Origin of the sequence: Chryseobacterium edaphi (assembly GCF_025628985.1) — a bacterium.
Classification (GTDB): Bacteria; Bacteroidota; Bacteroidia; order Flavobacteriales; family Weeksellaceae; genus Chryseobacterium; species Chryseobacterium edaphi.
The window spans coordinates 759,217-785,741 of record NZ_JAOTEM010000001.1; the positions used below are offsets into that span (position 1 = coordinate 759,217).

A 26,525-nucleotide genomic window follows, 5' to 3' on the forward strand; every position below is an offset into this window, starting at 1 on the left:
TAATTACAGCTTTTTTGTATGTATAATGTTCGAAAATTTTTAAAATTAAATATAATTTTTTTGAAAGCTTGCTTTTGAAGACAACACATAATTTTAAAATTTAATATATATTTAGATATCTAAAATTCCTATATGCTCGAAAATTTTGAATTTTATCTTTTTTTGGTGCTGCTCATTACAATGCTCATCATGCTGGCAAAAAAAATTCAGGTTGCATATCCCGTTTTATTGGTATTGGCTGGACTTTTCATAAGTTTTATCCCAGGTGTTCCACTTATTACAATAGAACCTGAATTATTATTCGTTATTTTTTTACCACCTTTGCTCTATGAAGCTGCATGGTCGACTTCGTGGAAAGAGCTTTGGAGATGGCGAAGGATTATTTTCAGTTTTGCTTTTGTAGTCGTTTTTTTTACCGCATTATCAGTGGCTGTTTTTGCCAATTATTTCATTCCCGGCTTTTCTTTAGCCTTAGGTTTTTTGTTGGGTGGAATAGTTTCTCCGCCAGATGCAGTGAGTGCAGGAGCGATTTTAAAATTTGTAAAAGTACCCAAAAGATTGGCTTCGATTCTCGAAGGAGAAAGTTTACTGAATGATGCATCTTCTCTGATTATATTCAGATTTGCAATGATTGCTGCGGCGACCGGGCAATTTGTGTGGCATGAGGCAGCCGGAAGTTTTGTATGGATGTGCTTTGGTGGTCTGGGAATCGGACTTGTGATTGCGTATATTTTTATGAAAATGCATAAAATTCTACCTACTGACTCAAACATTGATATTCTTCTGACTTTTATCGCACCTTTCTCGATGTATTTGGCAGCAGAGCAACTTCATGCATCCGGAGTTTTAGCGGTGGTCACCGGTGGGTTATTTCTTTCTTATCGCAGTCACGATTTTTTAAGCAGTGCATCAAGAATACGTACGGTAACTGTTTGGGAAAGTTTTTGTTTTTTGTTAAATGGAATTGTTTTCATGCTTATCGGTCTAGATTTGCCCGAAATTGTTTCCGGCTTAGGTGAGACAGATATTTTCACTGCAATCGGTTATGGAATTGCAGTTACGGTTGTCTTGATTATTGTAAGAATATTGGCAGGCTACGCAGCCGTGATTACGACTTTGATTATGAGAAATTTTATCACCGTTGCCGATGCAGAATCACCCGGCTGGAAAACGCCAATGATCATTGGCTGGACCGGAATGAGGGGAGTGGTTTCTTTGGCTGCAGCACTTTCAATTCCCTTGACTCTGGATGACGGAACTCCTTTCCCTCAACGAAATATGATTCTCTTCATCACATTTGTTGTTATTCTTTTAACACTACTTTTACAAGGACTGACTCTTCCTGTTTTACTTAAAAGGTTTCCGCCAATAGACCGTGACTTTATAAAAAGTGAGAAAGAGATTGATTATGATATTCGGAACAGTCTGGCAAAAGTAGCGATTGATAAAATTCGCAGTGATTATGCTCATAAGATTGAAAGTTTTCCAGCATTGAAAGATCAGTTACAGAAATATGAAAACCAATTGAGCAGTTCTGAAATTATCCTAAATTTTAATGAATACAGAGATATTTATATTGATATTCTTGAAACTCAAAGAAGCTGGCTGATCAATAAAAATCGCGAAGAACTTTTGTTAGACGAAGAAATAATCAAAAAGCATCTTCGTCTGCTTGATCTTCAGGAGGAAAGACTGAATATGAAAAGCTAAAACTTTGATGCATGTAATTTGAGACCTGTTATTTTTTCAGAAAAATTAAACGCGTTCTAAGTAGTGAGATATCAAATGATGATTCTCCAACTGCTTGAAGATCATATTCAGTAAAAATGCCGAATGATTATTGAGCAGTATATATTATATTTAAGTGGCTATTCTGGCTGAATAATTACAAAATGAACCAAAGGAAATTCATTCTTTATATGTTGACGAATACGTATAATGGCTTCAGTAATTTCTTCTGTATCCAAATGGTCTTCAAAATCTACAATCAGCATCAGTACGATTTCTTCCGGAGACTGGTAGGTAGAAAGGATGCTTTTCGTTTTAACTACAGCAGGATCTGTCTCAGCGAGTTTTGAGATCTTATCTCTTGTGTCCGGGGCTATACCTTCTCCCATCAATAAGCTCCTGCTTTCCCGAGCAAGGATAAAAGAGACAAACACCAGTATCAATCCTACAATAACTGATGCAAGCCCGTCTAATTCAGGAATCTGAAATGAATGGCTGATTCCCATCAATACCATAACAACGGTGAGGCCTGCTACAGCTGCACCATCTTCAAAAACAACGAGAAAACTTGCCGGATCCTTGCTTTTAATAATTGCATCCCACCATTTTAATCCATTGCGGGTTTTATTAAATTCTTTTATTGCAATAAACAGAGAAGTTCCTTCAAAAATCAGAGAAAGAATTAAGACAATGTAGTTCCAAAACGGATCTTTCATCACTTCAGGTTCTATAATGTGCAATACCCCTTGATATATAGATAAAGCACCGCCCAATCCAAATATCAATATTGAAACAACAAAAGACCAGAAATACAGTTCTTTGCCATAGCCAAAAGGATGAGACTCATCTGCCGGTTTTTTGCTTCTTTTCAACCCATATAAGAGTAAGAGTTGGTTTGCAGTATCGACAGTTGAATGGATGCCTTCAGAAATCATTGAAGAACTGTTGGTAAAAGCACCCGCAATAAACTTGGTTAGCGCTATCAGAAGATTGGCAGCAAGTGCACTGTAGATCGATTTATGATTGTTGGCCATTTGTTACGGATCAAAAGAAGGAATTAAATTATTTTTTAAAATGTAACGTGTTAAAAATCACCTACGATTTGCTATTTGTAGTTTTCTTCATTCCCGAAATAATACGTTGTCTATGTATAAAACCCCAGTCTGCGATGGTATTGGTGAGCTGTTTAAGAGATTTTCCATAGTCGGTGATCTGATATTCTACAGCTACAGGTGATGTGTTCAAAACATGGCGCTCAATCAATTCATTGATCTCCAGATCTTTCAACTCGCGGCTGAGCATTTTACCGGAGATGCCTGTGACCTCTTTGAGCAATTCAGAATAACGCATCGGCTTGTAACACAAACATGCAATAATGGACATCTTCCATTTCCCGTTTAAAATTTCCATTGTATCACTGATTGCCAGTATTTTTTGGCTGCAGTCTTTCACTAAATTAAATTCTTTTTTCATTCCGTTCACTTGGTTACCCGTTTGCCACTATAACTTTTTGTCACTTAGTTACAAAGATACACATTGATATGGTAACTTTGCCTATCTAATTTACAACAACAAAAAATGGATTTAATCAAAAATTTACAGTGGCGTTATGCTGTTAAGAAATATTCAGATGAAATGGTCAGTGAAGACAAGATTGCTAAGATTGAAGAAGCTATCAATCTTACAGCCTCTTCTTGCGGAATACAGCCGTATCGACTATTTGTGATCACCAATCCTGAAGTCAGACAAAGACTTGCTGAAGGATCATTTAACACACAGATTCACGCATCCTCTCATCTACTGGCATTTGCCGGACTGAACCGAACAACTAGTAATTACATCACAGACTATGTTGATATGATGGAGGAGCAGCGAAGTTTGGAAAAAGGAACACTCAAAGAATATAAAGATACGCTGATTGATTATTTTTCGATCCAAACACAAGAAGAGAATGTGGTTTGGTCGACCAAGCAAGCATATATAGGTTTGGGTACCGCATTGATTGCGGCGGCAGAGCTTAAAGTAGATGCAACACCAATGGAAGGATTTGATCCGAAACTGTTTGACGAGGTTTTAGGTCTGTCAGAAAAAGGGCTTCACGCATCAGTAATCTTATCGTTAGGTTATCGGGATATTGAAAATGATTATTTGGCATCAATGCCAAAGGTCAGATTGCCCATCAATGAATTTTCTACCAAAATAAATTAATTTTATAAATGAGAAAAGACCTGTAGTAACTTCAATTGCTGCAAATCTTTGATAAATAGAAGCCTTGGCGTTTGTCGAGGCTTTTGTCTAAATCTAATAAGTTGAAAAAATACCTGAATAGTAAAGGAGAAATATTGGTTAATGTTTTGAAAAGTTTGATCTATTAATTTCTTTTCGTCGTGTACTTTTAAATTTTGATTAATTAAGAATTATAAATTAAAACTGATTTTTCAATCTTCAGCAAGAGATATGTTCTTTTTTCTTTTAAAGTTGAAAGAAAAACGATTTACTTATATTTGCCGGCAAAGCAAATTGAAATGTTCAAAAAAGTAATCACTGTATTTATCCTTGGCTTTTATTCGGTTTTTTGTCTGGGTCAGCAGGTTCGGCCTTCAAAATCATCTGAAATTTACCGTGAACTCAAAACCCTCAAAAATATTCCTAAAGTTTTGTACTTGGCAGCTCATCCCGATGATGAAAACACAGGATTGCTCTCGTGGTTAATCAACGAACAAAATGTGGAAACGGGTTACTTATCGTTAACAAGAGGTGACGGCGGTCAAAATTTATTGGGAACGGAGCAGGGTGCTGCTTTGGGTTTGATCAGAACGCACGAACTTTTGGAGGCAAGAAAGCTAGATGGTGCCCAACAGTTCTTTACCCGTGCAATTGATTTCGGGTTCTCTAAAAATACTACCGATACCTTTAAACAATGGAATGAAGACAGCATTATCGCTGATGTCGTTTGGGTCATCCGAAAATTCCGTCCTGATGTGATCATCTGTCGTTTTCCGCCTACCGCTGCGGCAGGCCACGGACAACATGCGGCTTCGGCTGTGGTTGCTGAAAAAGCTTTTAAACTGGCAGGCGATAAAAACGCTTTTCCTGATCAATTAAAATATGTGAACGTATGGCAACCAAAACGCGTGTTGTGGAATACTTTCCGATTCGGGTCTAACAATACCACTGCCGAAAATCAACTGAAAATTACCGTTGGGCAATACGATGCGCAGTTGGGAATGGGCTATGGTGAACTGGCAGGATTAAGCAGAAGTCTGCATAAAAGTCAGGGAGCAGGAACACAGTCTGTAGCCGGGATCAAAACTGAATATTTTTCTCACGTTGATGGCGAGCCTGCAAAAACAACACTTTTTGACGGTATCAATAAAAACTGGACGGCAAAAGGAAATCCTGATATTGATCAATCACTGGATAGAATCATTTCTGCTTTTAATTTTAATCAACCTGACCTCAGTTTGCCGGCTTTGCTTGCTTTGAGAAAAAAGGTGATGGCATTAAAAGATTCAGACCTCAAAAAAGATAAAATTAAAGCTCTCGACAATATCATTTTAAGCTGTGCCGGATTTATGGGTGAGGTCGTAACCAATCAAGCCGAAGCTGTTGCCGGAGATCAGTACAATTTTAGATTAAATTTGATATCAAGAGCTGAAAATCCTGTTGTTTTGGAAAATGTAAAATGGTTGAATCAGTCAGAAAGCTTTACCAGAAATCTGTCAAAAGATTCTTTAATCACCATTGAACATAAAATTCAGATTCCCGTTGATGCAGCACTTACAGAACCTTACTGGTTGGCAAAAGCTGCCAAGGACGCAGCAACATTCTCTGTTCCCGATGAAACTTTAATCGGTTTGCCGGAAGCAGAATCACCACTAAATGTTTTGCTTGATTTAAAAATCGGTGCAGAAAAGTTTCAGGTCAGACTTCCTCTGTCATTCAAAAAATTAGATCCGGTGCGGGGTGATGTAGTGGAGGCCTTGCGTATTATTCCTGTCTTAGAACTGAAATTTGCTCAGCCGCTATATTTAATTAAAGAAAATGAAGATTTGAATTTAAGCTTAAATTTTAAGGTGAATTCAAATAAACAGTTCAGTAACGGAAGAGTCAATCTAATGTTTAACGGAGAACGATTAGGCGGCGGGGACTTAAAATCAATCAATGGTAAAGAATTTACAGTTAATTATGTTATTCCAAAAACGAAGCTTGCCTCAATCAGTTCGAATCGTTTGCAATTGGATGCCAATTTTGTTGCAGATGGAATAACTTACAATAAAAAACAGGTATTAATTCAATATCCACATTTACCATCTTTACAATATTTTGCGCCTGCAACGGTTGCCGTGATGAAGGGCAATATTCAGGCGAAGGTTAAAAAAGTGGGTTATGTACAGGGTACAGGAGATTTTATTCCTGAGTTCCTGAAAATTACAGGTATTCAGGTTGATGTTCTGAAAGACGAAGATTTTTATGGAAATCCTGATGAATCAGCAGGAAACAGCAGTCTCAGCAAGCTTTCGCAATACGATGCGATTGTATTGGGAGTTCGTGCCAATAACACGGAGAAAAAGCTGGATCGCTGGATGCCGTTTTTATGGTCTTATGTGAAAGCTGGTGGTAATCTGGTGATGCAGTACAACACCAATCAGGATACAACAGTTGACCAATTGGGAATGTACAATTTTACAATTGCCAATAAACGTGTTACCGAAGAAAATGCTGAGGTTAAATTTTTAAATCCAAATCATAAATTACTGAATTATCCGAACAAAATTACTACAGATGATTTCAACGGTTGGATACAGGAGCGTGGCGCCTATTTTCCTGATCAATGGGATGCGGCGTATGAACCACTTTTTGAAATGCACGATACAGGTGAAGAGCCTTTGCAGGGATCAACTTTATATGCCAAATACGGAAAGGGGAATTTTATTTATACTCCGTTGGCATTTTTCAGACAGTTGCCTGCTGGAAATGTAGGTGCCGCACGTTTATTTTTAAACTTTTTATCTGCACAGAAAAACTGATGAGCAATCAACTTAAAAACTGGAACACGTGGTACATATTATTGGCTGCCGCACTGGTAGTTCAAATCGTATTTTATTATCTGTTTACTAAATTGTGGGCATGAGCAATATAGACTGGACCGTTCTTATTTTCACACTGGTCGCGGTGGTAATTTACGGCGTTTTTATCGGTCGTGGACAGAAAAGCAACGAATCTTACCTCAAAGCAGATAACAAAATGCCATGGTACATTGTACTCATCGGCATTATGGCTACACAGGCAAGTGCTATTACATTTCTTTCAGCGCCTGGTCAGGCTTACACTGATGGAATGCGTTTCGTTCAGTATTATTTTGGTCTTCCTTTGGCGATGATTGTAATCTGCATAACTTTTATTCCGATTTTTCAACGCTTGAATGTTTACACGGCCTACGAATATCTGGAAAACCGTTTTGATAAAAAAACAAGGGTGCTCACCTCGATGCTTTTTCTTTTTTCCAGAGGTTTATCGACAGGGATCAGTATCTACGCTCCGAGCATCATTCTGTCAAGCGTTTTAAACTGGAATATTTATCTGACGAATGTTTTGACAGGTGGAATTCTTTTAATTTATACCTATGTTGGCGGTGCCAAAGCGATTGCTCATACGCAAAAATTACAGTTTTTGATTATTCTCGGTACCATGGCATTTGCTGGTTATCTCCTGATTCAAAATATGCCGAATGGAATTGGTTTTAGTGACGCACTTTATCTGGCAGGGAAATCAGGAAAGCTCAATGTGATCACCACAGAATTCGACTGGAAAGATAAATACAATATCTGGAGCGGATTGATTGGTGGTTTTTTTCTGGCACTTTCTTACTTCGGAACCGACCAGAGTCAGGTAGGAAGATATATTACAGCGAAAGACAATACTAATGCGAAAATGGGTCTGCTGCTGAACGGATTGGTTAAAATTCCGATGCAGTTTGCTATTCTGTTGATCGGTGCTTTGCTCTTCGCTTTCTTTTCCTTGAAACCGGCTCCGGTTTATTTTAATGAACGTTCTTATCAATTTTTGAAGGACACAAAACCTGAACAGGCTGCGGTTTTTGAAAAGGAACATCAGGATTTGCAGACAAAATTTAATAAAGAATCGAAAGAAATTTTAAAGTTAAAAGAAAACCACTCTCCTCAACTTAACAAAACAATTCAGGATTTTAAAAATACACAAAGCGAAGTGAAAGAACTTCACGGAAGGGTAGAGGAAGCTATTAATAAATCAAACTATAACGCTGAAAAAACCGATACCAATTATATTTTCCTGTATTTTGTAAAAAACACCCTGCCTGTAGGAATGATCGGATTACTGTTTGCTGTCATTTTTCTGGCCAGTTGGGGGTCAATTTCCGCAGCGCTGAATTCCCTCGCCGCCTGTTCATTAAAAGATGTTCATTTGATATTTAAAAAAGAAATTCCTGATGATGCAACTGAATTGAAGTACAGTCGTCTCCATACTTTAGCTTGGGGGATTTTCTCAATTGGTGTCGCCATGTTTGCCACTCAGATGGGTTCACTAATCGAAGCGGTAAATGTTCTGGGATCTCTTTTCTACGGTCCTATTTTAGGAATTTTTCTGGTCGCTTTTTACTTTAAAAAAATAAATGGGGCGAATGTGTTTGTTTCAGCAATTTCAGCAGAAATAGCAGTGATAGCCGTTTATCAGTTCGATATCGTTTCTTTCCTTTGGCTTAACGTCATCGGGGCTGCGGCGGTGATTATTTTTTCAGCAATCGGATTACTGTTTTATAAGCCGAAAGATGTAACTTCGTAGTTGAATAAAAATCAATAAAGATAATATGAAAACAATGATTAAAACTGTTGCAGTTGTTTTGGCTACAATGACGGTTTCAGTGAATGCTTTTGCACAGGAAGCTAAAAAACCTGCAAGCCCTGCGGCTACGGCAACCGGGAAAATTAAAGATGCAAACATTACGATTGCTTATGCGAGTCCGTCTGTTAAAGACCGTAAAATCTGGGGTGATTTAGTGGCTTATGATAAAGTATGGCGTGCCGGTGCCAATGAAGCAACTACTTTTGAAACGAGCAAAGACATTACTGTTCAGGGTAAAAAATTACCTGCAGGTAAATACAGCTTTTTCTTGGTACCTAAAGAATCAGGAACGTGGACTGCCGTTTTTAACAAAGAGTCAAAACAGTGGGGCGCTTACAAATACGAAGAATCGAAAGATGCTTTACGTGTTGATGTAAAAACAAAAGCTTTACCGGCAACACAGGAAACTTTAGTTTATAAAATAAACAATAACGGATTCACAATGGATTGGGATAAAATCTCCGTGCCTGTAGAGATAAAGTAAAATTACATACCAAAAATTAAATCCCGTTAGTGCGGGATTTTTTTTTGTTTAAAATAAAAGTTTCATTGTTAGTGATGAGTTGTAAGAATTTTTTATTAATTCTTCTTTATTTAAAAACTTTAGAGATACATAATCTGTATTTTGCAAATTCTTGAACTAGATATTTCAATCCAGATTATATATGCTTATAAGGATTATCTGATTTTTCTAGCAAATGTTATCCAAAAAACATGGAAACGGACTGTTTGTCTCAGCTAACCTTTTATTAGGAGATGATCATCAAGATATTTTTGGTGTATTGGGTAAGGCTGTTATAACCTACTTATTAATCTGTCCGTTGTTTTTTATTGTATTTTTCTGGATAAAACCAACTAAGCGGATTGACATTCTCCGGTACAGTCTATTATTTGCAAACTCTTTAATATTTGGATTGAAATTAGTATTTTTCTCGAACTTTCTATTTGTTCTGGCTCTTATTTAATCAATTTCAATGTCCATTCGCTTTAATAAATCATCCTGTAAAGTATAGATATGTTTAACGGTTCCGTCAAATATGGTATTATTATCTAAATCATTTACTTTTTGATGAACGATAACTTCTACAGTTCCCTCTTGTCTCTCATTAAATTGTAAGGGTTTGACGGTGGGGTTTATTTCTGACCATTGTCTTGTCCAATATGCTTTTATATCATCATGTCCATTCACATAACCACCTTCAAAGGCTTTTGGCCATTCTATATTTGGGTGAAATGTTGAAAGAGCCATATCAATGTCTCTTGAATTAAAAGCAGTATATGCTTTAATAATTAGATCTTTATTCTCAGCTGTCATTTAAAAATGTATTTTGTGAATATAATAAATTTAGTAAAAAAAAACTGACTTTTATCGGCTTCTTTCTTAACAGATAATTTAAAAAATAAGGACTCCTTTTGAAAAGAATTTTAATCATCAGCGATTCAAATGATAATTATCAAAACGGTTTTAATTAATTTTATACTAAAATATCTCATTTCACAAAATCATAAGTTTGAAAATTCAGTTTGATATACACATTGACCTTTTTTAAATTTCTCTTAAATCAAGAAAATATTTCTCTAAACATTTTTCATTAAAATGATATTGCAAAATATATAAAGTGAAATTCTTACGATCATATAAATTTATCCTGCAGAAATAAAAATCCTATGAAATAGTGACAGATTTTCTATTTTCTTCTTTAATATCTTTTAGAAAAACAATATCCATTAAAAGAAAATATGAAATAATGCGTTTAATTCTTAAATTTGATTAATGAAAAAATATCTGTCTCTCATTATAGTATCTTTTTTTGTCACGAGTTGCTACACGTACCAACGTAAGAAGCAAGTGAGTGTATCACCTGAAGTTGGGCAAGAATCAAAAAAGAAAGCTTCTGAAAATAATAGTGCTGTAGCTCAGCTCAATAACCCATCGGTTGAAACTCAAAACAAGAAATCACAGCAGCCTGTTAATGAAAAAGAAGTTCTTCCCATCAATATCCAGAATGAGCTACAGCCTACTAAAAATTATAAAATTAAAGTTGATGGCAGATCGTATAAAATTATTGCTGACAAATGGGAAGGTGATACTTTGGTTGCGCATCGAGTAAATAAACCTGAAGCAATCCTGAAATTACATAAAAATCAAATTAACGCCGAAGCTATCACTGAAAGACGCTTTTCTAAACCCTTATCCGACATTATAACAATACTTGTTTATGGTGGTATTGGTGTTGGAATTTATATGCTTCTTCGTTGATAATTATTATTAGTCCGACAAATCGTTATCTTGTGTGATTTCTTTTAAATTGTTTAATTGGAATCATTCTGATACTGCAAATTTCTGAAAGAAAACTGATTACATGACAAAATTCGTCTTCTTCAGAAAAGATGGCAGAGGAATTATTGAAACTTATATAAAAAGATTTATACCATTTTTTTTATAGAAGAAAAGCGGCATAAAGCCGCTTTTTCTATTATCAGTAAATATCATTGAGGTTATTTACTAACAGAAGATTGTAATTTCCTGATCTTCTCAATGCCTGTATTATCCAGCCATTCTTCAAAGCTTGTTAATTTTGGCAACCAAGACGATATAAGATCAGAATCAATGGGGTCATATCCTTGATTAGCTACCATCTCTACCAATTTTGCAAAAGTTTCACTTTGCTGATAAAGTATTTCCAATGGGACTTGTACAAATTCTATCGGCTGATTCAACTCTCTTTTTAGAAATTCAAGAATTTGTTTAGGGGTGAAAAGTTCTCCGCCAAAGTCAATTGTTTTACCGTTAAACTCTGTGTAATTCTGAAATATAATGCGGGCAAATGTTCCGATATCTTTAGTAGTAATCCATGAGATTGCGGTTTCTTCGGGTAACGGATTGATGAATTTGTTATCGCCTAAGCCAAAACTTGGCAAAAGAAGATTTTCCATAAAGGAAGCTGGCCGTAGGACAGTACCTTGTAATGTACTTTGCAGTAAATATTTTTCGATGGTAAACTTAAATTTTGGACGAAATCTATCTTGCTTGTCAGAAGCAAGAACCGATGAATACAAGACAAATTTAACTCCCTGTTCCTCTGCTAACTTTAGGGTCTGGATTCCTAGTTCGGCTTCTTTTTCATCAGTCTCCTGACTGGAGACCCAAACACCAGGAAGAACCAGATACAGCCCGTCAACTTTTTTAAATACTTCTTTCAAAACATCAATATCTTCCAAATCACCCTTTATTAGAATAGCACCTGCTTCTTTTAAACGTTCAGCTTCCGGAGATTGAGTATTTCTTGTAAGTGCAAACACTTCAAAATCATTTTTTAACAGCTCATACACGGTTGCACTTCCTTGATTTCCGGTCGCACCTGTTACTAATATTCTTTTCATTGTAAAATTTATTTTGAGCAAATTTACTTACCATGTTTAGTATATTTGTGTTTACTAACCTTTAGGAAAGTATCATGGAAAAGAAAATAAAACCTTGTATAGAAAATGAACAAATCTTAAAACAAAGATTTTTAGCGTTAAGGGATACTCTGGATCTTCTGAGCGGGAAATGGCGTTTTTGTATTTTACTAAACCTGCATTATCATGAAAAATTAAGATTTAAAGATTTTTTTGAGGTTTCAGTAGGGATTTCTCCTAAAGTACTTAGTTCTGAGCTCACGACATTAGAAGCGCACCAGCTGATCCAAAAGAAGATCGAATATACTACTACCAAGGATATCACTTTTTATGTACTGACAAAACACGCTCAGGAAATCTGGACGGTTCTAAACACATTGATTGAATTTGGGTTATCAAATCGCCAAGAGGTCATCAAATCAATGTATTCAGACAAAGATTAAAGATCTATTATCCCTTATTTCAACTAAAATTTATCCCGATTTGAATATTCTGCCATTATCCTTCGAACATCTGCGTTTACTTAAAATATGAATTCTTGTACCACCAATTTTGTCCTATGAAAATAATTAATACATTATTACACAGTAAAATAAAGTTTGGCTATTTTGGTTATATTCCTAAGATTAAAAAGTTTTCGTGTGTAGTTCAAATAGTTTCTGTTCCTGTTTATTTGAAAATTGAGCTACAACATCTACCAATTAGACTACTTTTAATAGAATGACAATCAGGACTTTTGTACTTGAAATTTAAAATCAATTTTAGAAACAAGTAAAAAAAAGAATTATGCAAAAAAGAAAATTAGGAAATAGTGGCTTGGAAGTTTCAGCTTTGGGTTTTGGCTGTATGGGTTTAAACTTTTTGGATGGGAAAGGCCTAGATAAAAAAGAAGCGATTAAGCTACTGCACAATGCGGTTGAAAGAGGAATTACATTTTTCGATACTGCTGAAGCTTATGGTCCTTATACCAACGAAGAACTGGTTGGAGAGGCATTAAAACCTTTTAGAAAAGATGTGGTCATCGCTACAAAATTCGGCTGTAAAGATGCGAGACCGGCAGTTGGTTTGGACTCCAGACCCGAAACAATCAGAGCAGTCACTGAAGCATCTTTAAAAAGATTAAAAACCGATTATATTGATTTGTTGTATCAGCACAGAGTTGACCAAAATATCCCGATAGAAGACGTTGCAGGAACAGTAAAAGATCTGATAGAAGAGGGCAAAGTAAAGTATTTCGGTTTATCGGAAGCAAGTGCGAAAACAATTCGAAAAGCACATTCAGTTCAGCCTGTATCAGCATTGCAAAGCGAATATTCTTTGTTTTGGAGAGAACCGGAAAATGAAATCATACCAACTTTAGAAGAGCTGGGAATTGGTTTTGTTCCTTTCAGTCCTTTGGGGAAAGGCTTCCTCACGGGGATCATTAATAAAAAATTAGAGGATGTTGACCGTAGAAATATTATTCCTCGTTTCAGTGAAGAAAATATTAAGGCCAATATGGTTTTAGTGGAGGCACTTTCTGAAATTGCACAACAAAAAAATATTACGACCGGACAATTGGCATTAGCTTGGTTATTAGCTCAAAAGTCATGGATTGCACCAATTCCCGGGACAACAAAACTGCATCGTTTAGAAGAAAATATTGGAAGTACAGATGTTGTATTAACAGCCGATGAACTTTCAAAAATTGACTCAACAGTCAACGCAATCACCCTTTTAGGCGATCGATATCCGGAGTTTTTAGAAAAACAAATAGACAGATAAAAACAAGCAGCATGGAAGATATAGAGGGAAAAGTTGTTGCTATTACAGGTGCAAGCAGCGGAATGGGAAAAGCCATCGCTATAGAATTAACAAAAAAAGGTGCTAAGGTTGTTTTAGGTGCAAGACGAGCAGAAAAATTGCAACAACTTGTTGAAGAAATTGAAAGCAAAGGTGGTGACGCTGCCTTTGCTCAAATTGATATAAAAAATAAAGCCGATCTTGTTACGTTGGTCAATACAGCAGTTGAGCAATACGGAAAATTAGATGTCATCATAAATAATGCAGGAGTCAGTCAATTAAGCCGAATTGACGAATTGGATATTGACGGTTGGGAAGAAATGATCGACATTAACCTCAAAGGCGTTTTGTATGGTATGGCTGCTGCAATTCCTATCTTTAAACAACAACAATCGGGACATATTATTAATATCATTTCAACTTCAGGAATAAAGATTGTGCCAATGCAAGGAGTGTATGCGGGAACTAAAAATGCAATACGCACGATCGCAGAAGCATTTCGTCAGGAGTCAGACGGAAGTATACGCATTACCGGCATTTCGCCTGGATTTGTGAAGACAGATTTTGCAAGCAATATAAAAAACGAAGAAATGAAAACAGTAATTCAAAACGGGATGGAACAAATGGCCATTAATCCCATCGCAATAGCCAATGCTGTGATTTATGCAGTAAGCCAACCGGCTGATGTTGAGATTGGAGACATTGTTATTCGTCCGTCAAAACAAAATTGATTACATTCGTAAACGAAATGCAGCAACAATCTATAAATCAAATTAAAAGTATATCGCAACTGGTGCGTATCTTGGGATTTCCTGCGCCATTGCATCCTTTGATTGCTTTGGTTGATTATAATAATGTTTCCATAGAAATGTTTCCGAAAGGGCAAAAAGTAAGTCTTGATTTTTACAAGATTTCCTTCAAGCCCACGTTCAAAGGACAGATAAAATACGGACAGGGACATTACGATTTTGAAGAAGGCGGATTGGCGTTTTTGAAGCCAAAACAAATCGTTTTTCCACCGGAAGAAATAGAAAGTTATGAAGGGATTGCTTTGTATTTTCATCCAGACTTTATACGAAATTATCCTTTGGGAAAGACAATAAATCAATATGGATTTTTCTCTTATGATGTTTCAGAAGCCCTTTTTTTATCGGCGAAAGAAAAGGAGATTATAGCCAATTTATTTGCTACAATAGCAGCAGAATTAAACAACAATATCGATAGTTTCAGTCAGGATGTTCTGGTATCGCAGATAGAATTGCTATTGAATTACAGTAACCGTTTTTACAACAGGCAGTTTATTACCAGAAAAGCAGTCAATCATGACATTATCACTTCTTTGGATCAATTTTTAAAAAACTACTTTGCAGAAGAAAACAGTCTGAAAAACGGCTTACCTTCTGTAAAATATGTCAGTACCGAATTAAATCTGTCGCAACGCTATTTAAGTGATATGTTAATTTCACTGACAGGGTTAAATACGCAACAATACATTCAGAATGCGATTATAGAAAGAGCAAAAGAAAAATTATCGACGACAAATCTTTCCGTTTCAGAAATTGCTTACGAATTGGGTTTTGAGCATTCACAATCGTTCAGTAAACTTTTCAAGACAAAGACAAACTTTTCGCCTTTGCATTTCAGACAGTCGTTTAGTTAGATATAAAGATGAGGTCACAAAATTCAATTTACATCATAAAAACTAAAAGCGTTTAAAGTTTATGTTTAAATAGGATCATTATAAAAACAAACATTCAATAGTTATAGAGAGCAGTTAATTTATTTATCTGCTCTTTTTTTATTTTAATTTTGTTTTGGAAAACTATGAGAGATCGACAAGTTTTGATTTGATATCAACTACATCTTGCGCCATCCTTTGTAAAGGAGAAAACTCAGATTTATTTCCTTCCTCATCTTCTACAGCGCCGGATCCCATTAAGGCATCATAGAGAATGATATTTCTCTGAAATTCCAAAGCCTTACTTGTAAAGAATTGATCAATAGCTCCACCTTTGATAAATGGAACCTCCTTATCATCAAATGCATCTACCAAAAGCTGTTTTGTTTCTAATAAATCTTTTAATAAGATTTCTTTCGTTGTTTTTTTAAGCATTTTATTGAAATTTATATAGTTTCAAAATGTAAGAATGCTGACTCTTAATCAAAAATAATTCCAAATTAGTTATAAAAGCATGAAGTTATTATCAACCTGAGAATGCCGAAGACGTTTAGCTATTAATTTGTGTAATAAGATTTTTTACAATGTAAATACCAGTTTGTTAAGGAGAAATGTAAAAATAATCATTTAAACAAAAATTATTACAACTCATATTGTCAAATAGTTTAGATTTGTATAAATATTAAATCTTAATATTTATGTGAGTTATCATACTAATCCTATGAATTACTCAAACATTTTACATCACCAAATCCAAAGCTGATATTCAAACTTTAAGTGATTTAATCTGAAGAAATTTAGAATAAAAGTAAGATTTAGATTTATGATGAATTACAAAGACGCAGTAATCAGAGCGAAAAAATTGAACGAATACGCAAAGGAATTTAGGCATGAGAATGTACAATATATTATTGTGCCCGCAGATCATCAGGAAATGCAGACTTTTCTCAATGATTTTTACAGATCTCATAACGAACAATCAGAATTGAATTGCGAAGAATATTGTACCAACGGAAGTTACCTGGTATATCGAATAGATAATCTACCGGAAAATAAGAGGGAAGTTGCCGGTTCTATTTCTCATCCAGTACCTTAGAAATGAAGTTATTAAAAAAGCTAAGAATTTATATTTCAGTACATTCAAATACATTTTTAGAGAAGGAGGAATAGACAATGTATCTATAAACCAGCTTTTATCCTTACAATATTTCAGAGAAATTGATTATGACAAGATTTCTTCATGAAATTTTGCGATCCTGACTTTTCTATTTTATTGAGCTATTAATGGTATATTTTAATAATTCGTTGATCAAAAACATTATCCTACTGAATGTCTATCGGTAAAATAAACGAGAATATGGTACCTTCATTTTTTGAACTTTCAACCTGAATGATGCCATTATGGAGTTCAATAATTTCTTTGGAAAGATATAATCCGATACCGAATCCTGCAATTGATTTACTACTGATATCCTTTACTCGGTAATAGCGGTCAAATATTCGCATTTGATCATCTTCGGCTATTCCTATTCCTTGATCCTGAACACTAATCTTTAATCTGTTTTTATCAACCGTTTGATATTCTATAATAATCGATGTTCCAAATGGAGAATACTTTATGGCATTTCCGATAAGATTGTGAAGTACCTGCGATATTTTTTCTTTATCAGCGAGTACTATTATTCGACCGGATGACTTAAAAATAAAATGATGACCTTGATTAGTTGATAATACCTCATCTTCAATTTCTGAAAATAATAATTGAAAATCAAAAGCTTTCTTTTCAATGTGCATCTGTCCGGAGTCAAGTCTTGATACATTCAGAAAACCATTGATCATGCTGTTCATGTAATCTGCCTGCTTTAAGCATTTTTCCAGTATATTTTGCTGCCTCGAGTTTTCTTTACCAAGTTCCTGTCGTTGTAAAATCTGAATGTATGCTTTAAGGGAAGTAAGCGGAGTTTTAAGCTCATGACTTACCATGCCCATAAAATCATCTTTTCGCTCTTCCTCTTTTTTTTGTTGTGTGATATCTCTAAGGGTACCATTCAGACTTTGCGGATTGCCCGCCTGATCATAAAAAACTCTGCCATTTGCCTGTAGCAGCCGGATCTTTTTATCTGTCTTATTTTGGATTTTATATTCTATGAAATATTTTCCGTCAGAATCTTTATCAAGAACATTCGTGATTGCTGCAGTGACACGATCTCTATCCTCCGGCAAAATTGCCGCTAAAGCTAAAGAAAGATCTAAATTTTCCTCGGCAGATAAGCCAAACCAGTTTTTTAACAGATTGTTTCCGGAAAAAAGATTAGTTGCAGGCTGGTAATAGAAAGTTGCAAGTTCTCCTGCGTCTATTGCAAGAGCAAGCATTGACTGGTCATTTTCATTCCTCCGTCTTTCCAGGACTCGCTGGGTAATTTCTTCAATAATCACCAATACCCCTGAAATATTTCCTCTCTCAGAAAAAATCGGCTGATAAATGGAATTTACTATGGCTTCTCTTAATCCATCATGGTGATGCAGTTTGACAGTAAATTCGGTGTTGATTTTAGGTTTTCCGCTTTTGTAAACTTCCTTAAGCCAAATATTGACCGGCTGGTCGCGTAATTCCGGACGTGCATCTTCATGTGGGTAACCAATAACTTCAGATTCATTGCGACCCCATATTGAAAGAATAGCTGGATTCGCAATTTCAATAATATGTTCAGGTCCTTTCAGCATAGCAATTCCTACAGGTGCCTGTTCTATGATAGTTCGGATGTACTGTCTGCTTTGGTCAAGCTCGTGAATATACTTATTAAGCTCTTCGTTTGTCGAAGTCAGCTCTTCAAGTGTCGCTGCCATCTCTTCATTGAGCGCATGTTCACGCTCTTCCTTCTGTTGTATTTGCTTTAAAAATTCACGACGTGAGGTTACCTCAAGTGCCGTATTGAGTATACACCAGGTTTTATCATTATGATCTGTCAGTGCCTTATATTCATAATCAAAATAATCAAGCACTTCAACACCGTTTTTGATTAGTTTTGCAGGAGCTTCAATTACGGAGTAGCTTTTACCGGAACGCCAAACCTCCTGTAACAATTCTAGAAAAGGTTGTCCTTCAAGCTCGGGAATCGCCTCTATCAAAGGTTTACCTATTACAGATGAGTCTTTGCCCCATAATGCCAACATTCCTTCGTTTGCAAAACGTATTATCATATTTTCGCCTGAATAGATGGATGTCGGTGCCGGAGATGAAGCCAATGCTTGAATGACTAAATCTACGCTGAAGCTTTTATCGGTTTCTTGGATACTCATAATCTTCGCAAAGATATGGAAAAGTCTTTTTATTACCAGACAACATTGGTGTTTGAAATAGTAGAAATGTACTATAAAAAATCGTTTTTTTATCGCAAGATTTTTTAAGATATTTTTATTTGGATAAAATTAAATAACAATGAGATTATTTAAAAAAAAAAATTAAAAAATAGAATATTGTAATAATGTCATTTACATTATCGGATCGCCAAAAGTTTCATTAATTTTTTCAACGCTAAAACCTTTGTAGTTCAAAAACAGATGAGCATGGAATTCATTGAGTTTCTTAAGTGTATTTAATAATTCATCTTTTTCCTCAATATTGAGCTTTGCAGACAATAATTTTGATATTTGATTCACCTTTGTTACAGATTGGTGAAAAGTTTCTTCTCCTTTTTTCGTCAGATTAAGTCTTTTGCTTCGTTTATCATCTTCGTCATTTTTTTCCTCAATAAATTCTGCTTCCAGAAGTCTTTTTATAATCTGAGTTCCGGTTTGTTTTTCATGACCATTTCTTTCAATCAGCTGAATTTTTGTCAGGTTAGGTTCATCTTTCAAACGGTAGATATATGTGAATTCTTCATTGGCTAAATCGGGAAAATCTCCGAGACCTTTTCGTATGAGCAATTTAGAGTATCTTCCCAACAACAGAATCTGTTTGCAAATTTCATTTTCAGTAAAGGCAACCTTATGATTTTCATTTTTAAAAAGCTTGGTTGGGCTTTCATCAGAATATTTTTTATCATTCATCCACATCCGGAAATCCTCCACATTACTGTTGGGTTTGTAATTTCCGGAATTTTCAAACTCTTTCACTTTATGGAGCAGATCTATGAAAAAATCAGTTTGCATAATTATAATTTATTGTAAAGATATTAGTTTTTTGATATGTAAATCAAAGCTTCAGATTTCCCATTCCGCCGTCAATTCCTATGATTTGTCCAGTGATCCATGAGGAATTTTCAGATAATAGAAACTCAGCCATTTTTGCAATTTCTATTGCATCACCAATTTTTTGCAGAGGATGTCTTTTTCCCGCAGCTTCGCGTTTTTCCTGTGTTGATAAAAGTTGATTAGCCAGATTTGTATCTGTCAATGAAGGTGCAATGGCATTGACTCTTATTTTCTGAGCAGAAAATTCCGCAGCCAGGCTTTTCGTTAAACCTTCAACAGCACTTTTGCTTGCAGAAACAGATGTGTGAAAAGGCATTCCCAATTTAGCAGCAACTGAACTGAACAATACAATTGATGCGCTTTCAGATTTCTTCATATTGGGCAACAATTTCTGAACAACTTTAATTGCACCTAAGACATTGATTTCAAAATCATTTTTAAAATCCTCTTGAGTCAAGCGGTTAAAAGGTTTCAGATTAATACTTCCCGGAGCATACACCAATCCGTCAACAACATCAGGAAAAGTAATGTTGTTAAAGTTTTCTGTTAGAATATCAATTTGATGAAAATCAATATTGAGCGCTTTCACTTCAGGATTTTCACTTCTGGAAATACCGATCACATGATTGTTTTCTGATAAAATTTTTGCAGTGGCAAATCCAATTCCCTGTCCGCAACCGATGATGACGATGTTTTTCATTGGTATATCTTTTTTAAAATTTTAAATTAAAACTAACGTTTCGAGATTTTATTATGACTGATGATTCTCTGTCTACTACATCTGAAACGGTCAATTTCAGGATTTCTTTTCATTAAATGTTTCTGGCTTACTCCGGAATTTACTCTTTTCCTCCACAGCTGAAAACTTGACGGCTTCAGTTCTTTTCGCATTACCTCGATCACCTCAGATTCAGTAATTCCAAATTGAAATTCAATCGCCTCAAAAGGTGTTCTGTCTTCCCAACCCATCTCAATAATGCGGTCTAGTTGTTCTAATGTGAATTCTTTTACCATTATTTTAAATGTTTTATGGTTTGTTTTGCAATTTTAAAATATTCCAGCTTTTTGTCTTCCGGCATTTTGTCTAAAATTCTCAACATCATACCCAATCTGGGATTGCTTTCAAAAAATTTGCGATTGTCATTGACGAAATTCCAGAAAAGAGCGTCCCATTTTTCAGTCCAGTCTCCTTCAGTGAAGTCACTCATCTTTTTGATGTAATTACTTCCGCTGATGTATGGTTTTGTGCTCATCTTTCCACCATCCGAAAAGCTGCTCATTCCATAAACATTTGGAACCATCACCCAATCGTAGGAATCAATAAACATTTCCATGAACCATTGATAAACATGATGAGGATTTATTTGTAGTAGATTCATAAAGTTTGCAAAAATCATCAGTCGCTCGATGTGATGCGCATATCCGGTATTTAGAACCTTAAGAATCGTACTGTCAATCGGTTTAATTTCTGTATTTGCTGTGTAAAATGACTCAGGAATTGGTTGATCGTGCTTCCAGTAATTTTTATTACGCTGAAAAGTTCCCTGGTATAAATAAATACCCCTCACAAATTCTCTCCAGCCTAAAATTTGCCGTACAAATCCTTCCAGAGAGTTTACGGGAATCTCAAATTCTTTTGCATAATTGATGGAATCGTCCAAAATATCTGCAGCAGTGAGAAGACCTACATTGAGAAGGGGAGAAAGTACGCTGTGATGTAAAAAATGCTCGTGCTCTACGATGCTGTCTTCATACACACCAAATTCAGAAAAGCGTAATTCCAGAAATTGGTCAAACCATTTTTCAGCCTCTTCAAAAGTGACGGGATAAATCTGATATGAAGTCAGATTTCCATAATTTTCGGGAAAATATTTCTCTGTATATATTTTAGCTTCCTCATAATATTTGCTGCTTTCCGGAAAATGAATAGATGGTGCTTTCTTAGTTTTCGGATATCGTTTCCGGTTTTCTGTATCGAAAGTCCATTTCCCACCTATCGGTTTTCCTGCTTTCATCAAAATATTTCGAGAAACTCTCTGTTGTTTGTAAAAATCTGTTTGATGATATGATTTTTTATCCTCAAAATATTCCTTGAGATCTTCTCTGGTATTGATAAATAAGGGACTTTCAAGAATCTCAAGAATCAATTTGGTTTCTTTGATTCTTTTTTCAAGCCAGTTATCACAAACATCAGTGATAAGAATTTTTGTGAATTTTTGTTTTTCTAAATATTTGATCAATTTCCGGATGTCTGAAAGATTGGAATTACTGTCAATATAGGTAACGTTAAAGTTTAAATTAATTAAATATTCCTCATAAAATTTCATGCTTGCTCTGTGAAAGGCAATTTTCTGCTTGTGAAATTTATATTGTTTAAAAAACAGAAATTCTTCCACCAAAAAAACCGTCTGCTCTTTATCGAGATAATCTGTGTCTTTAAAGAGCTGATGAGGAAATATCAGTTGTGCTGTTGAAGATTTTTTTGACGACATCACGGCTCACAATTTTGTTAATCTGAAGTTTTTGAATTTTTACTTTTCCTGCACTTTTCGCTGCAGTATTTTACTTCATTCCAATTTTTCTTCCATTTTTTTCTCCAGTTGAAAGGTAATCTGCAGACTTCACAGATCTTCGATGGTAAATTGGCAGGCATTTTACTGGATGAAATTTTTATACTGATTGATCACAATGCCTTTTGCTTTCAGATCATGCATCATATTATAAAGTCCGAAAAATGTACGGTTGATATAGATAAAATGTGCCGCACCTCTATTGGTATTCATTCCTTTCATATCGCTCAGTTTTGCATACCGCTGTCCGAGATCTGCAATTTCCTGAAAAAAAGTTTCATCAGAAAAATCAAATTTCTCAGTATTAAACGGTCGTGTAAATAATTCCAGTAGTTCATGAAATAATTTAGTGAAAAAAATCTGTTCCTGCTGCGAATCATCGTGACGCAAAATCTCAAGCTGATAGAGTTTTTCCCTGAAGATATCAGGATTGTTCAACTTCTCTTTTTTTGCCAGCTCAAAGTAAGGTTTATAAAAATCATTCGGAATTTCCTTGATACAACCAAAATCAATCACCAATAATTTTTTATCATCTGAAATCAGGAAATTTCCGGGATGCGGATCTGCGTGCACCTGCTTCAGGACGTGCATTTGATACATGTAGAAATCCCAAAGTGTTTGTCCGATTTTATTGAGATCTTCCTGAGAATTACTTTGTTTTGTAAATTCAGAAAAATGTTTACCGTTCATCCAATCCATTGTGATGATTCTTTCACATGAGAGTTCCGGATAATATTTAGGAAAATCTAGATTCGGAAGATGGCTGCATTTTTCTGATATTTCCCGGCTTCTTTTGAGTTCCAGATCATAATCCGTCTCCTCAAACAATTTATTTTCCACCTCTTGAAAATAGGAATCTGAACCTTCTTTTTTTATGTTAAACATCTTCATAGCAATCGGTTTTACCATTTTCAGATCGCTTGAAATACTTTCCCGAACTCCGGGATATTGTATTTTTACAGCAAAGTTTTTACCGTCTTTTTTAGCTTTATGTACCTGACCTATACTTGCTGCATTCACAGATTCCTGCGTAAAATCATCAAAGAGATCTTCCGGATTTTTTCCAAAGTACTTTCTAAAAGTCTTTTTCACTAAAGCTCCGGAAAGGGGAGGAACAGAAAACTGAGATAATGAAAATTTTTCTACATAAGCCTGCGATAAAATATTTTTTTCCATGCTCAACATCTGAGCGACTTTCAATGCAGAACCTTTCAATTCTTTTAGAGAATCGTAAATATCGGATGCGTTTTCTTCATTCAAAGTTTTTCTCGCTTCATCTTCGTTTTTATCTTTCGTGATTTTATTTCCATAATATTTGATGTAATTAACACCGACTTTTGCACCTGCTTTCAGCAAACTGCCCGTTCTTTCTAATTTTCCTGTAGGTATTTTATTGAGTGTTTTCATCTGCAAATTTCTTTTTACTAAATTGAAGTGGAACTTTCATCATTAAAATTGTGAGCATTTCTGAAAATTGAATATTGACTTAATTTTTTTTGAATGTTTCTTTAAACAAAAATTTACCAAGATCAACGGCTTTGCGCAGCGGCTCATTATCCATCAGTTCAAAACCTGTATCAATCGTTTTTTCAATGAAAATGTCTGTTTTTTCGAATGAAGGCGAGGTGTCTTTTTTCCAAAATTCAATTGCAGAAACCAAGTGAAGCCATAATGCTTCTTCCCGCGCTTTCTCGTGAAGATTTTTAATATTTTCTTTTGACTTTTTAATAATTTCCCAATCATTGAAGTCAAGTGTTTTGATAAAATCCCGATGCACTTCCTTTAGCTGATTTGAAATTTTTGCTGACTTTAATTTCTCGTTCCCAAGAATCATTAAAACAAGTGATCTGTTCATGGTCATATTTTCAAAAAAAATAAAATAGACATTCAGTAATTTTTCTTTTGATGTAACCTCATCGGAACTATTGACTTCAAAAGCCAGTTCTACAGACTTGTCAAAAAGATTTACGAGCATCTTTTTTTCGATATGTTCGAAACTTGAAAAGTAGTTGTAAAAGTCTTTTTCCTCGAATTCATTGTCTTTTGCAAAATGATATACGTTTTTTGGTTTTTCACCATGATTTAAAATATAATCGCCGTATAATTCAAATATTTTTTCTTCTGTAATAAGATTTTCTCCTTCCATTTTATTTTAATTTGTTATGCTAAATTAGTAATATATTTTACTAATATTTGAATTTAAGTATTTTTTATTTAGATAGGAGATATTTAGAATTTCAATGATATACGCATGTTTAAAATTTAGCGTAAGAATTTATCATGCTTGCTTGTTTAAGAAAATATATTCTAAAGATTCCTAGAAATTTTTATCACAGAATCGTGTACGTGATGATTTATAATTATGAATAATTGGATTTAACAGAGGGGTATTTTAAGCTCTTTATTTGTAAAAAATTAAAATACTATTGAAAAGAAAATATTATAAGTATTTAAAAATAATAAAAATTATAAAAGATTATTGAATATAAAAGCAGTCAATAATAATTTAAAGCAAATGTGAAAAGGTTATAAAGCCGGATTTTGTTTGATATTTTAAGATTGTCAATTGGGATCTATCCGCAACAGTACATTTATGAAAATATTATCGAGACAGCAAAAGAAATACAATCTACAATCGGTCTTTCAACATTTAAGATTGTCTATCATTTAGAGTCTCGATTATCTGCAGTTTTTAAGAGGTTATTCAAAAAGTAATGTAAAACCGGCCTCTTTAAAATCTTTTTAATAAAAAATATCACCATTTTAAATTTCACTTACCAATCGAAATGTAAGATTGATACGTTCTTTCATATGCAAAGCTGACTTAGCAATCCTATGTTCCCAATGCTCCTGGAGATCACCCTTCATCATCAGTAGAGATCCATGCGGAAGGGGGATTGCGTATCGGCTCTGATGATGATTTAGTTTTCTGAAGTCAAATTTTCTCGTTTCACCAAGACTTAAAGAAGCAATCACGGGACGTTCACCATATCTGCTTTCTTTGTCTCTGTGCCATGCTACCGAATCATTATTATCCCGATATAAATTGAGCAGTACTGAATTGAATTCAGATCCGAAAACCTTTTCAATCTTGTTTTTTAAAGAAAATAATTCGGGAGTCCACGCATTCACTTCAAATTCACTTCCTCCCAATTTGTACGATTTCTCACCATCTCCGTACCACGCCGTCAAACGAGGAGTCAATACCTTTTTGTCATATATTGTCTGGGTTCTCTGCTTCCAAGGAGTGTTTGTAAGTAAGTTAGATAAAAGCTGATCCGATTCTTCTGACGTTAGAAAATGTTCTCTGAATTCTAACAGATCTTTTGGAAAATCATAAAATTCTTCTGCACTGAATAGACTGAGTTGACCCATTGTTTTGTTACCTTTTACTTATTATATATTTTTTGACGGGATTTTTTATCATTTGTTTTTAGCTTTATTTAAAAAGTTTTAATTAATTGTTCAAATTAAGCAGTTTATTTTCCAGATTGCTGATACTGCGTTTTGCCTCATCAACCAAGTTTTTCAAATGGGTATGATCGGGCAAGTAATAAGGTTTATAATCCTTAGGTAAAATTCCTCTCACATAACTCCAAATTTGTATAATATCCATTAAAGAAATATCGTAAGAATCGTAAAATGAATTGTCTGCTGCAACAGTTAATGTATCGTTATTTCTTTTTACAAAAGTTTTAAAAGTGTACCCTTTATTGGTGATAAAAACATATTCTTTACCTGCCTTCAGGTCATTCAGCTGTTCGACATATTCACCAATTACACAGGTTCCGTCGGCAAATGGCGGCATCGAATCTCCATCAGCCATAAATCCTCTGAATATACCATGTCCTAAAAAAGGCAGTTGTATTCTGGGAAGGTTTTCAATATATTCAGGATCACTGAATCCGTTGAGATAACCCATTGAGGCTTTTTGAGGAACTATTTCGATGAACTTGTTACCATCACTATCAACGACTACAGGAAGCAATGTTTTATTGCCGGGTAGATTTACCATTTGATCTACCGGATATTTTCTGATATCTACAGTAACTAAAAGATCAATGCTGATATTATAATATTTTGAAATTCTGATCAGGACTTCTATAGGAGGCTCCGATTTCTCATATTCATAAGAAATATATCTGGACCGAGTCAATAGCAATTCATCGGCTAACTTGTGCTGCGTTATATTTTTTTGACTTCTTAGAAAGACGATATTGTCTGAAAAGATGGACATTGTCGTATTTTATGACAACAAATATATGCATTTTGTTTTAAAAAATGACTAT

Annotated in this window: 26 protein-coding genes; 11 read left to right on the forward strand and 15 right to left on the reverse strand. The window is 34.8% G+C overall.

The genetic code is table 11. From position 1 onward, the window contains the following. Positions 1 to 132 precede the first annotated feature (132 nt). On the forward strand, positions 133 to 1,710 hold the full coding sequence (locus tag NZ698_RS03545) for a Na+/H+ antiporter (RefSeq protein WP_263001711.1): 1,578 nt from the start codon (positions 133 to 135) through the stop codon (positions 1,708 to 1,710). Between the two features lie 158 nt (positions 1,711 to 1,868). Here the strand turns inward: NZ698_RS03545 and NZ698_RS03550 are convergent, their stop codons facing one another. After that, entirely contained in the window at positions 1,869 to 2,762 is an 894-nt protein-coding gene (locus NZ698_RS03550; protein WP_263001712.1) for a cation diffusion facilitator family transporter, read from the reverse strand. Between the two features lie 61 nt (positions 2,763 to 2,823). Next, positions 2,824 to 3,201, reverse strand: coding sequence for a winged helix-turn-helix transcriptional regulator (locus tag NZ698_RS03555; protein ID WP_263002594.1), 378 nt, complete (start codon positions 3,199 to 3,201; stop codon positions 2,824 to 2,826). A 105-nt stretch (positions 3,202 to 3,306) separates the two neighbouring features. Here NZ698_RS03555 and NZ698_RS03560 point away from each other — a divergent pair, with 105 nt between their 5' ends. The 4 genes from NZ698_RS03560 to NZ698_RS03575 all read left to right on the forward strand — a co-directional run bounded on the left by NZ698_RS03560 (position 3,307) and on the right by NZ698_RS03575 (position 9,094). After that, complete coding sequence (locus NZ698_RS03560; protein WP_263001713.1) at positions 3,307 to 3,936, forward strand: nitroreductase family protein; 630 nt, start codon at positions 3,307 to 3,309, stop codon at positions 3,934 to 3,936. Between the two features lie 317 nt (positions 3,937 to 4,253). Then, positions 4,254 to 6,758, forward strand: coding sequence for a PIG-L family deacetylase (locus tag NZ698_RS03565; protein WP_263001714.1), 2,505 nt, complete (start codon positions 4,254 to 4,256; stop codon positions 6,756 to 6,758). 100 nt (positions 6,759 to 6,858) lie between these two features. Then, positions 6,859 to 8,550: a sodium:solute symporter family protein gene (locus NZ698_RS03570; RefSeq protein ID WP_263001715.1), complete on the forward strand. Its 1,692-nt coding sequence runs from the start codon at positions 6,859 to 6,861 to the stop codon at positions 8,548 to 8,550. A gap of 25 nt (positions 8,551 to 8,575) precedes the next feature. Continuing rightward, positions 8,576 to 9,094 (forward strand): DUF2911 domain-containing protein, encoded by a 519-nt coding sequence (locus NZ698_RS03575; protein WP_263001716.1) that lies wholly within the window; start codon positions 8,576 to 8,578, stop codon positions 9,092 to 9,094. A 477-nt stretch (positions 9,095 to 9,571) separates the two neighbouring features. Here NZ698_RS03575 and NZ698_RS03580 read toward each other — a convergent pair whose 3' ends face one another. Continuing rightward, a complete protein-coding gene (locus NZ698_RS03580; protein ID WP_263001717.1) occupies positions 9,572 to 9,925 on the reverse strand; it encodes a nuclear transport factor 2 family protein in 354 nt (117 codons plus the stop codon). A gap of 459 nt (positions 9,926 to 10,384) precedes the next feature. Here NZ698_RS03580 and NZ698_RS03585 point away from each other — a divergent pair, with 459 nt between their 5' ends. Then, positions 10,385 to 10,870, forward strand: a complete 486-nt coding sequence (locus NZ698_RS03585) for a hypothetical protein (RefSeq protein WP_263001718.1) — start codon at positions 10,385 to 10,387, stop codon at positions 10,868 to 10,870. Between the two features lie 239 nt (positions 10,871 to 11,109). Here the strand turns inward: NZ698_RS03585 and NZ698_RS03590 are convergent, their stop codons facing one another. Further along, on the reverse strand, positions 11,110 to 11,994 hold the full coding sequence (locus NZ698_RS03590) for an NmrA family NAD(P)-binding protein (RefSeq protein ID WP_263001719.1): 885 nt from the start codon (positions 11,992 to 11,994) through the stop codon (positions 11,110 to 11,112). A gap of 74 nt (positions 11,995 to 12,068) precedes the next feature. On the opposite strand from NZ698_RS03590, the gene NZ698_RS03595 reads away from it, so the two are divergent. The 4 genes from NZ698_RS03595 (at position 12,069) to NZ698_RS03610 (ending at position 15,454) form a co-directional block, all read left to right on the forward strand. Continuing rightward, the gene (locus NZ698_RS03595) at positions 12,069 to 12,455 is read left to right on the forward strand and encodes a winged helix-turn-helix transcriptional regulator (RefSeq protein ID WP_263001720.1); all 387 of its coding nucleotides are present in this window, start codon (positions 12,069 to 12,071) and stop codon (positions 12,453 to 12,455) included. 343 nt (positions 12,456 to 12,798) lie between these two features. Then, on the forward strand, positions 12,799 to 13,776 hold the full coding sequence (locus NZ698_RS03600; protein WP_263001721.1) for an aldo/keto reductase: 978 nt from the start codon (positions 12,799 to 12,801) through the stop codon (positions 13,774 to 13,776). An 11-nt stretch (positions 13,777 to 13,787) separates the two neighbouring features. Then, entirely contained in the window at positions 13,788 to 14,525 is a 738-nt protein-coding gene (locus NZ698_RS03605; RefSeq protein ID WP_263001722.1) for an SDR family oxidoreductase, read from the forward strand. Beyond that, on the forward strand, positions 14,522 to 15,454 hold the full coding sequence (locus NZ698_RS03610) for a helix-turn-helix domain-containing protein (protein ID WP_368407645.1): 933 nt from the start codon (positions 14,522 to 14,524) through the stop codon (positions 15,452 to 15,454). The genes NZ698_RS03605 and NZ698_RS03610 overlap by 4 nt, the downstream gene beginning before the upstream one ends. Before the next feature lie 162 nt (positions 15,455 to 15,616). On the opposite strand, the gene NZ698_RS03615 is transcribed toward NZ698_RS03610, so the two are convergent. After that, on the reverse strand, positions 15,617 to 15,907 hold the full coding sequence (locus tag NZ698_RS03615; RefSeq protein ID WP_263001723.1) for a hypothetical protein: 291 nt from the start codon (positions 15,905 to 15,907) through the stop codon (positions 15,617 to 15,619). 388 nt (positions 15,908 to 16,295) lie between these two features. On the opposite strand from NZ698_RS03615, the gene NZ698_RS03620 reads away from it, so the two are divergent. Beyond that, the gene (locus tag NZ698_RS03620) at positions 16,296 to 16,568 is read left to right on the forward strand and encodes a hypothetical protein (protein WP_263001724.1); all 273 of its coding nucleotides are present in this window, start codon (positions 16,296 to 16,298) and stop codon (positions 16,566 to 16,568) included. 227 nt (positions 16,569 to 16,795) lie between these two features. Here NZ698_RS03620 and NZ698_RS03625 read toward each other — a convergent pair whose 3' ends face one another. The 10 genes from NZ698_RS03625 to NZ698_RS03670 all read right to left on the reverse strand — a co-directional run bounded on the left by NZ698_RS03625 (position 16,796) and on the right by NZ698_RS03670 (position 26,473). Then, the gene (locus NZ698_RS03625; protein ID WP_263001725.1) at positions 16,796 to 18,673 is read right to left on the reverse strand and encodes a PAS domain-containing sensor histidine kinase; all 1,878 of its coding nucleotides are present in this window, start codon (positions 18,671 to 18,673) and stop codon (positions 16,796 to 16,798) included. A 291-nt stretch (positions 18,674 to 18,964) separates the two neighbouring features. Continuing rightward, the gene (locus NZ698_RS03630; protein ID WP_263001726.1) at positions 18,965 to 19,624 is read right to left on the reverse strand and encodes a MarR family winged helix-turn-helix transcriptional regulator; all 660 of its coding nucleotides are present in this window, start codon (positions 19,622 to 19,624) and stop codon (positions 18,965 to 18,967) included. A gap of 43 nt (positions 19,625 to 19,667) precedes the next feature. Beyond that, positions 19,668 to 20,366, reverse strand: a complete 699-nt coding sequence (locus tag NZ698_RS03635; RefSeq protein WP_263001727.1) for an SDR family NAD(P)-dependent oxidoreductase — start codon at positions 20,364 to 20,366, stop codon at positions 19,668 to 19,670. Between the two features lie 32 nt (positions 20,367 to 20,398). Further along, positions 20,399 to 20,680 (reverse strand): TIGR03643 family protein, encoded by a 282-nt coding sequence (locus NZ698_RS03640; RefSeq protein WP_263001728.1) that lies wholly within the window; start codon positions 20,678 to 20,680, stop codon positions 20,399 to 20,401. Next, positions 20,680 to 22,158: a cryptochrome/photolyase family protein gene (locus tag NZ698_RS03645; protein ID WP_263001729.1), complete on the reverse strand. Its 1,479-nt coding sequence runs from the start codon at positions 22,156 to 22,158 to the stop codon at positions 20,680 to 20,682. Before NZ698_RS03645 ends, NZ698_RS03640 begins: the two co-directional genes overlap by 1 nt. A 17-nt stretch (positions 22,159 to 22,175) precedes the next feature. Further along, a complete protein-coding gene (locus NZ698_RS03650; RefSeq protein ID WP_263001730.1) occupies positions 22,176 to 22,319 on the reverse strand; it encodes a DUF2256 domain-containing protein in 144 nt (47 codons plus the stop codon). Position 22,320: 1 nt separating this feature from the next. Then, on the reverse strand, positions 22,321 to 23,643 hold the full coding sequence (locus NZ698_RS03655) for an ABC1 kinase family protein (protein ID WP_263001731.1): 1,323 nt from the start codon (positions 23,641 to 23,643) through the stop codon (positions 22,321 to 22,323). Positions 23,644 to 23,722: 79 nt separating this feature from the next. Beyond that, complete coding sequence (locus tag NZ698_RS03660; protein ID WP_263001732.1) at positions 23,723 to 24,382, reverse strand: TetR family transcriptional regulator C-terminal domain-containing protein; 660 nt, start codon at positions 24,380 to 24,382, stop codon at positions 23,723 to 23,725. Positions 24,383 to 24,999: 617 nt separating this feature from the next. Beyond that, complete coding sequence (locus tag NZ698_RS03665; RefSeq protein WP_263001733.1) at positions 25,000 to 25,611, reverse strand: alpha-ketoglutarate-dependent dioxygenase AlkB family protein; 612 nt, start codon at positions 25,609 to 25,611, stop codon at positions 25,000 to 25,002. An 82-nt stretch (positions 25,612 to 25,693) separates the two neighbouring features. Continuing rightward, positions 25,694 to 26,473 (reverse strand): LexA family transcriptional regulator, encoded by a 780-nt coding sequence (locus NZ698_RS03670; RefSeq protein ID WP_263001734.1) that lies wholly within the window; start codon positions 26,471 to 26,473, stop codon positions 25,694 to 25,696. Positions 26,474 to 26,525: the final 52 nt, after the last annotated feature.